Annotated in this window: 6 protein-coding genes; 1 reads left to right on the top strand and 5 read right to left on the bottom strand. The window is 61.7% G+C overall.

Annotated features, from left to right (window positions below; genetic code table 11):
* Window positions 1–83 precede the first annotated feature (83 nt).
* The 3 genes from GIV35_RS23665 to ctlX form a co-directional block, all read right to left on the bottom strand.
* Window positions 84–863 (bottom strand): ABC transporter substrate-binding protein, encoded by a 780-nt coding sequence (locus GIV35_RS23665; RefSeq protein ID WP_032896457.1) that lies wholly within the window; start codon window positions 861–863, stop codon window positions 84–86.
* Between the two features lie 227 nt (window positions 864–1,090).
* The gene (locus GIV35_RS23660; RefSeq protein ID WP_034127975.1) at window positions 1,091–2,137 is read right to left on the bottom strand and encodes an ornithine cyclodeaminase; all 1,047 of its coding nucleotides are present in this window, start codon (window positions 2,135–2,137) and stop codon (window positions 1,091–1,093) included.
* Window positions 2,138–2,148: 11 nt separating this feature from the next.
* Complete coding sequence (gene ctlX / locus GIV35_RS23655; RefSeq protein ID WP_202692049.1) at window positions 2,149–3,075, bottom strand: citrulline utilization hydrolase CtlX; 927 nt, start codon at window positions 3,073–3,075, stop codon at window positions 2,149–2,151.
* 223 nt (window positions 3,076–3,298) lie between these two features.
* Between ctlX and GIV35_RS23650 the strand changes: the two genes are divergently transcribed.
* Window positions 3,299–4,192, top strand: coding sequence for a GNAT family acetyltransferase (locus GIV35_RS23650; protein ID WP_236265546.1), 894 nt, complete (start codon window positions 3,299–3,301; stop codon window positions 4,190–4,192).
* A gap of 136 nt (window positions 4,193–4,328) precedes the next feature.
* Here the strand turns inward: GIV35_RS23650 and GIV35_RS23645 are convergent, their stop codons facing one another.
* Window positions 4,329–5,348, bottom strand: a complete 1,020-nt coding sequence (locus GIV35_RS23645) for a branched-chain amino acid aminotransferase (RefSeq protein ID WP_003192309.1) — start codon at window positions 5,346–5,348, stop codon at window positions 4,329–4,331.
* Between the two features lie 203 nt (window positions 5,349–5,551).
* The gene (gene lpdA / locus GIV35_RS23640) at window positions 5,552–6,931 is read right to left on the bottom strand and encodes a dihydrolipoyl dehydrogenase (RefSeq protein ID WP_105227241.1); all 1,380 of its coding nucleotides are present in this window, start codon (window positions 6,929–6,931) and stop codon (window positions 5,552–5,554) included.
* Between the last annotated feature and the right edge of the window lie 4 nt (window positions 6,932–6,935).

The following is a 6,935-nucleotide window of genomic DNA, read 5'->3' as shown; positions in this document are numbered from 1 at the left end:
GCTTTTTGGGGGCGCTTCGCACCCCAGCGGGAGCAAGCTCCCTCGCCACAGCAAGCCCGCTCCCACAGGGGCACGGTTGCCGGTTACTCGTTGTAGATGTCCTGATCGCCGAAGTATTTCTTCTGGATCTGGGCGTAGGTGCCATCGGCCTGGACGGCGGCGATGCCCTTGTTGATCAGCTCACGCAATGCCTGGTCGTTCTTGCGCAGGCCCATGGCGATGTCCAGGGGCAGGGTTGGGTCCTTGAAGGCCGGGCCGGTCTTGAAGTCGGCGCCTTCGGGCTTGGACAGGAAGTTGAGCTGGGCTTCGAGCTTGTCCGTCAGGGTGGCGTCGAGGCGGCCGTTTTGCAGGTCGGCGTAGTTCTGTTCCTGGGACTGGTATGCCTTGATCTGTGCACCGAGCTTGGCCAGGTGCGCGCGGGCATAGGCTTCCTGCAACGAGCCTTGCAGCACGCCAACCTGCTTGCCGTTCAGCGACTCGGGGGTATCACCGAAGGTGGCGTTTTTGCGGGTGATCACCGAGGTGGGGCTGAGGAACAGGCGGTCGGTGAAGTCGATGACTTTCTCGCGGGCCGGGGTCACGGCCATGGAGGACATGATCGCGTCGAACTTGCGCGCACGCAGGGCCGGAATCATGCCGTCGAATTCGTTGTGCACCCAGGTGCATTTCACTTCGAGCTTGGCGCAGATAGCGTTGCCCAGTTCGATATCGAAACCTTGCAGGCTGCCGTCAGCGGCGACGGATTCGAAGGGCGGGTATTCGGGGAACACGCCAAACCGGATTTCTTTCCAGTCCTGGGCGTGGGCAGCAGTGGCGCACAGTGGCAACAGCAACGCAGCGAAGAGTGATCGCAGAGGAGTCATGTGTCGGTCCCTATATTTTGTAATTGATGTCAGGGGCAGTGAATAACTGGGAGCAGAGAATGCTTCATGATGGTGCGTTTTTTGTGTCGTTTACCCCCTGCGCAAAGCGCAAATTGCGCTGTTAAAACAGGCAATGCAGCGGAATCGGCTGTGACACCGGCAAAATCGGCTCCAGACCCACCCGAATCTGGCCTGCCCTGGGCGCAAAGCGGCAAGCCAGAGCGGTTTCAGGCGCGCTTTTTATGCTGTACCACAGGTTGCTGGGCCAGGCGTGCGAACAGGTCTTTCGGGTCGGCCAGGTCTGGCACCAGCTCCAGCTCGCTGCCCACATCCAGGGCCTTGGCCACGTCCAGTACATAGCGCAGGGCCGAGTAGTCTTCGATGGCAAAACCCACCGAGTCGAACAGGGTGATCTGGCGCTCATTCTCGCGGCCCGGCTGTTGGCCGTTGATCACTTGCCACAGCTCGGTGACCGGCGAATCTTCCGGCATGTGCTGGATTTCGCCTTCGATGCGGCTTTGCGGTTCGTACTCGACGATCACCCTGGCGCGCTCGACGATGCGGCGGTCCAGCTCGGTCTTGCCCGGGCAGTCACCGCCCACGGCATTGAGGTGCATGCCTGGCTCGATCATCTCGTCAGTCAGGATGGTGGCGTAGGCCTTGTCTGCAGTCACGGTGGTGACAATGTCCGCGCCTTTGACTGCCTCGGCGACGCTGGCGGCCAGGATCACCTTGATCGCCGGGAACGCCTTGAGGTTGGCGGCGAGCTTGGCGGTGGCCTGGGGGTCGATGTCGAACAGGCGGATTTCAGTAATGCCAAGCATGGCGTGGAAGGCCAGAGCCTGGAATTCGCTTTGGCAGCCGTTGCCGATCAGCGCCATGCTGCGGCTGTTGGCGCGGGCCAGGTAGCGGGCGACCAGGGCCGAGGTGGCAGCGGTGCGGATCGCAGTGGTCAGGGTCATTTCCGCCAGCAGCACCGGTTTGCCGGTGTCGACGTCGCCCAGGGCACCGAACGCCATCACGGTGAGCATGCCGGCCAGGGTGTTTTTCGGGTGGCCGTTGACATACTTGAAGGCGTACAGCGAGGCGTCGGACACCGGCATCAGCTCGATCACGCCATCCGGTGAATGGTTGGCCAGGCGCGCGCATTTTTCGAAATCCTGCCAACGCAGGTAGTCGGCGCGAATGTAGTCGGCCATCTCGGTGATACAGGTTTGCAGGCCTTTTTGCGAAACCAGGTAGCTGAGGTCGTTGACGTCGATATAACGGGTCATGGCAAGACTCCTTATTGAAATGAGTGGCGGGCCGGCAGATGCACTTCGGCCAGCATGCAGCGGGCACTGCCGCCGCCGATGCGTTCGATGTTGTCGATATTCACCACCACCGGCCGCGTATGGCGCTCCACATGCTGACGCTGTTCCGGATGCAGGGCGCCCCAGGCACTGGCGGACATCACCAGCAATGGTTGGCCGTCCCGGTCGTGGACTTCCAGCATGTTGCCGGCGAAGGCTTCCAACTGGTCGAAGTCCAGGCTGAGGATGTCTTTGCCGGTGTCACGCAGGGAGCGTTCCAGGGCCAGGCGCTCGCCGTCGTCGGGCAGGGCCTGCAGGCACACCACCGCAAGGTCGCGGCCAACGCTCATCATCACGTTGCTGTGATAGATGGGGGCCTGGTGACGGTCCAGGGCATGGAACACACAGAGTTGGTAGTCGAGGCGTTCGGCAAACTGGCGCAGGGCCGCGTGGTGGGTGCGCCCCGAATGGCAGGCGTAGCTGATGCGGTGCTGGCGGTCGAGCACCATGCTGCCGGTGCCTTCCAGGAAGATGTTCTGTTGTTCCAGGTGGCTCAGGTCGATGGTGGTGTTGATCGCAAAGCGTTGCTCCAGTACTTGCAGCACGCCCTTGTTGCGCTCCAGTCGGCGGTTCTGGCCTTCCATGGGGTAGAGCACCAGGCTGCCGTCAGCATGGCTGCTCCACCAGTTGTTGGGGAAGATCGAGTCGGGCGTATGAGGCGCCGGCGTGTCCTGCACCACCAGTACCTCCACGCCATGCTGGCGCAGGGTGTCGACATAACCGTCGAACTCCTCCAGCGCTTTGTGCTGTGCACTGAGCGGGTCCAGCGGCGGGCGTTGGAAACGGTTGTTGATCGCGGTATCCGGGTTGAAGGCAAAGCGCGCCGGGCGGATCATCAGGACGGTGTTGGTGGTTTGCATGGGGGCACGGGTCCGTTGGGGATCTTGTGCCGCTATTGTGTGCGTTGCGGGGAAAGGATCCCGGCTGAAACAGCGGGGTGGCTCAGCCAAGAAAGCTGAAAACGGGAATGGCGCAGCCGAATCGGCTGTCAGATTGAAATACGATCAACCTGTGGGAGCAGGCAAGCCAGCTCCCACATTGGTATTGTGGTGATTGTTATCGTTGTGTCAGCCAGGAGGAACCATGTCTACCGCTGTTCGCCTTGCCCAACCTTCCGATGCCGAGGGCATCAGCCAGGTCATCCTGGCTGCGCTGCACAGCAGCAACGCACGTGATTACCCAGCAGATGTGATTGCGCGGGTTGCCAGCAACTTCACCCCCGACGCGGTAATGGCGTTACTCCAGCGGCGTGTGGTGTTGGTGGCGACTCAGGATCAACTGATCGTCGCTACGGCCGCACTGGATGGCAATGTGGTGCGCTCGGTGTTCGTCAACCCGGCGCTGCAAGGGCAGGGCATCGGTCGGCTATTGATGATCGAGATCGAACTGCGCGCCCGTGAAGCCGGCGTGACGGTGTTGAGCGTGCCGTCCTCGCTGACGGCGCAAGCCTTCTACGCCAAGCTGGGTTTTCACAACGTGCGTGACGTGTACCACGGCAACGAGCGCACGTTGGTGATGGAAAAGGCGCTGTTGTCCCGCCACCCCATCGGGCCGTATCGCGACCGTCAACACCGTGCCCAGGTGATCGAGTTATGGCAGCAGGCGTTTGGCTATGACACCGCGCATAACCTGCCGAGCCTGGCGATTGATAAGAAACTGGCGGTCAATGACGGGTTGTTCTTCGTTGCCACCGACAACAAAGCCGTGATCGGTACCATCCTCGCCGGCTATGACGGGCATCGTGGCTGGTTGTATTCGGTGGCAGTGCATACCGACTATCGGCGCCATGGCCTGGGGTCGTCGCTGGTGCGCTATGCCGAACAGGCGTTGACAGCGCTGGGTTGCATGAAAATCAACCTGCAGATCACCGGCGGCAATGACGTGGTGGTGGGGTTTTATGAGGCGTTGGGGTATGGGGTGGAGCCGAGGATCAGTATGGGCAAGAAGATTGGCGAGAATATTACGCCACGCTCTTGAAGGCGCAGAAACCAGTGTGGGAGCGGGCTTGCCTGCGATAGCGGTGGGTCAGTAGCCAATATGCTGGCTGACAGACCGCTATCGCAGGCAAGCCAGCTCCCACAGGGTTTTGTGGTGTCGCTGGCTTTTTTGGCTGTCAGACCTTGACGATCCAACCCGCTGGCGCTTCCACGTCACCGGTCTGCACACCGGTCAGCTCTTTGTAGAGCTTCTGGGTGATCGGGCCGACTTCGGTCTCGCTGTGGAACACGTGCAGCTTGCCGTTGTACTGGATGCCGCCGATAGGCGAGATCACCGCAGCGGTACCGCAGGCGCCGGCTTCCTTGAATTGGTCCAGCTTGTCGATGAACACTTCGCCTTCTACCACTTCCAGGCCCAGGCGGGTCTGGGCCAGTTCGATCAGCGACAGGCGGGTGATGCCTGGCAATACCGAAGGCGACTTCGGCGTGATGAACTGGTTGTCGTGGGTGATGCCGAAGAAGTTGGCCGAGCCGACTTCTTCGATTTTCGAGTGGGTCATCGGGTCCAGGTAGATCGCGTCGGCGAAACCGGATTTCTTCGCTTCCGAGCCGGGCATCAGGCTGGCGGCGTAGTTGCCACCGACCTTGGCGGCACCGGTGCCTTGCGGCGCGGCGCGGTCGTAGCCGGAAATCTGGAAGTTGTGCGGCACCAGGCCGCCCTTGAAGTAGGCACCGACCGGGATGCAGAACACCGAGAAGATGAATTCCGGCGCGGTACGCACGCCGATGTTGTCACCGGTGCCGATCACGAACGGGCGCAGGTACAGCGCGCCGCCACTGCCGTACGGCGGGATGAAGCGCTCGTTGGCCTTGACCACTTGTTTGCAGGCGTCGATGAACGCGTCGGTCGGCACTTGTGGCATCAGCAGGCGGCCACAGCTGCGCTGCATGCGGGCGGCGTTCTGGTCCGGGCGGAACAGGTTGATCGAACCGTCCTTGCAACGGTAGGCCTTCAGGCCCTCGAAGCATTGCTGGCCATAATGCAGGGCAGTGGAGCCCTCGCTGATGTGCAGCACATTGTCGTCGGTCAGGGTGCCAGCTTGCCATTCGCCGTTTTTCCAGACCTGGAGAAACCGCTTGTCGGTCTTGATGTAGTCAAAACCCAGCTTGTCCCAATTGATGCTCTCGTTACCCATGACACCCTCTATCTCTGGTCAAGTCGGTTTTTTTTCTGGATGGCGCAACAATACTGCATTCTTGGCCGGTGTGGGAGCAGGGCGGTGGACCATTCAACCTCTGCATTGGCTGATCCAGCGCTATCGCGGGCAAGCCCGGCTCCCACATTGGAATGCATTCCAAGTGTGGGAGCTGGCTTGCCTGCGATAGCCACGCCACGGTTTTACAGGTGCAACGCGTGCCCCAACGCCCGCAGCGCGGCTTCCTGCACCGCTTCACCCAGGGTCGGATGGGCATGAATGGTGCCGGCCACATCCTCCAGGCGCGCGCCCATTTCCAGGCTCAGGCCAAACGCAGTGGACAGTTCCGACACCCCAGCCCCCACCGCTTGCCAGCCAACAATCAAGTGATTGTCACGCCGCGCCACCACCCGCACGAAGCCGGCTTTGGACTCCAGCGTCATGGCCCGGCCATTGGCGGCGAACGGGAAGCTCGACACAATGCAATCCAGGCCAGCAGCCTTGGCCTCGTCCGGGGTCTTGCCGACCACCACCAGTTCCGGGTCGGTAAAGCACACCGCCGGAATTGCCGCCGGGTTGAATTCGCGGGCCTTTCCGCTGATCAGTTCGGCAACCATTTCGCCCTGGGCCATGGCCCGGTGCGCCAGCATCGGCTCGCCACTGAGGTCGCCAATGGCGTACACGTTGCGCATGCTGGTCTGGCAGCGGCTGTCGATCTTGATCGCCGCGCCGTTCATGTCCAGGTTCAGCGCTTCGAGGTTCCAGCCTTGGGTGTTGGGTTTGCGCCCCACGGCGACCAGCACCTGGTCGGTGTCCAGCGCCAGGGTGTCGCCATTGGGTGCACGTACTTGCAGCTTGTTGTCGGCAAAACCGGTGACGCTGTGTTCCAGGTACAGCTTCACGCCGAGTTTCTTCAGGGATTCAGCCACCGGCAGGGTCAGCTCGGCGTCGTAGGCCGGCAGGATGTGCGCCTGGGCCTCGACCACACTGACGTCGGCACCCAGCTTGCGGTAGGCAATCCCCAGTTCCAGGCCGATATAACCACCGCCCACTACGATCAGGCGCTTGGGCACACGGGTCGGTGCCAGGGCTTCGGTGGACGAGATAATCGGCCCGCCAATCGGCAGCATCGGCAGGTTGACGCTTGTCGAGCCGGTGGCCAACAGCAGGTGTTCGCACTGGATGCGTTGCTCGCCCACCTCGACGGTCTTGCCGTCGATGACTTTGGCCCAGCCATGGATCACCTGCACCTTGTGTTTTTTCAGCAGTGCGGCGACGCCGGTGGTCAGGCGGTCAACGATGCCGTCTTTCCATTCCACGCTCTTGCGGATGTCCAAAGTCGGCACATCCACTTCAATGCCCAGCTGCGAGCCCTGGCTATGGTGCACGGTTTGCTGGAACTGCTCGGCCACATGGATCAGCGCCTTGGAGGGAATACAGCCGATGTTCAGGCAGGTGCCGCCCAGCGCCTGGCCTTCCACCAGAATGGTGGGGATGCCCAGTTGGCCTGCGCGAATCGCCGCGACATAACCGCCGGGGCCGCCGCCGATAATCAGCAGCGTGGTGTGCAATGTCTGAGTCATGCCC

The organism is Pseudomonas sp. PA-1-6B, assembly GCF_021609545.1.
In the GTDB taxonomy this organism is placed as follows: Bacteria; Pseudomonadota; Gammaproteobacteria; order Pseudomonadales; family Pseudomonadaceae; genus Aquipseudomonas; species Aquipseudomonas fluorescens_BV.
The sequence above is the reverse complement of the archived record's forward strand: the minus strand, read 5'-3'. Positions and strand labels throughout refer to the sequence as shown.

Excerpts from the sequence above, each read along its gene's own strand:
- GIV35_RS23665 (WP_032896457.1), bottom strand. The coding sequence starts at position 863 with ATGACTCCTCTGCGATCACTCTTCGCTGCGTTGCTGTTGCCACTGTGC.
- GIV35_RS23660 (WP_034127975.1), bottom strand. The coding sequence starts at position 2,137 with ATGACCCGTTATATCGACGTCAACGACCTCAGCTACCTGGTTTCGCAA.
- ctlX (WP_202692049.1), bottom strand. The coding sequence starts at position 3,075 with ATGCAAACCACCAACACCGTCCTGATGATCCGCCCGGCGCGCTTTGCC.
- GIV35_RS23650 (WP_236265546.1), top strand. The coding sequence starts at position 3,299 with ATGTCTACCGCTGTTCGCCTTGCCCAACCTTCCGATGCCGAGGGCATC.
- GIV35_RS23645 (WP_003192309.1), bottom strand. The coding sequence starts at position 5,348 with ATGGGTAACGAGAGCATCAATTGGGACAAGCTGGGTTTTGACTACATC.
- lpdA (WP_105227241.1), bottom strand. The coding sequence starts at position 6,931 with ATGACTCAGACATTGCACACCACGCTGCTGATTATCGGCGGCGGCCCC.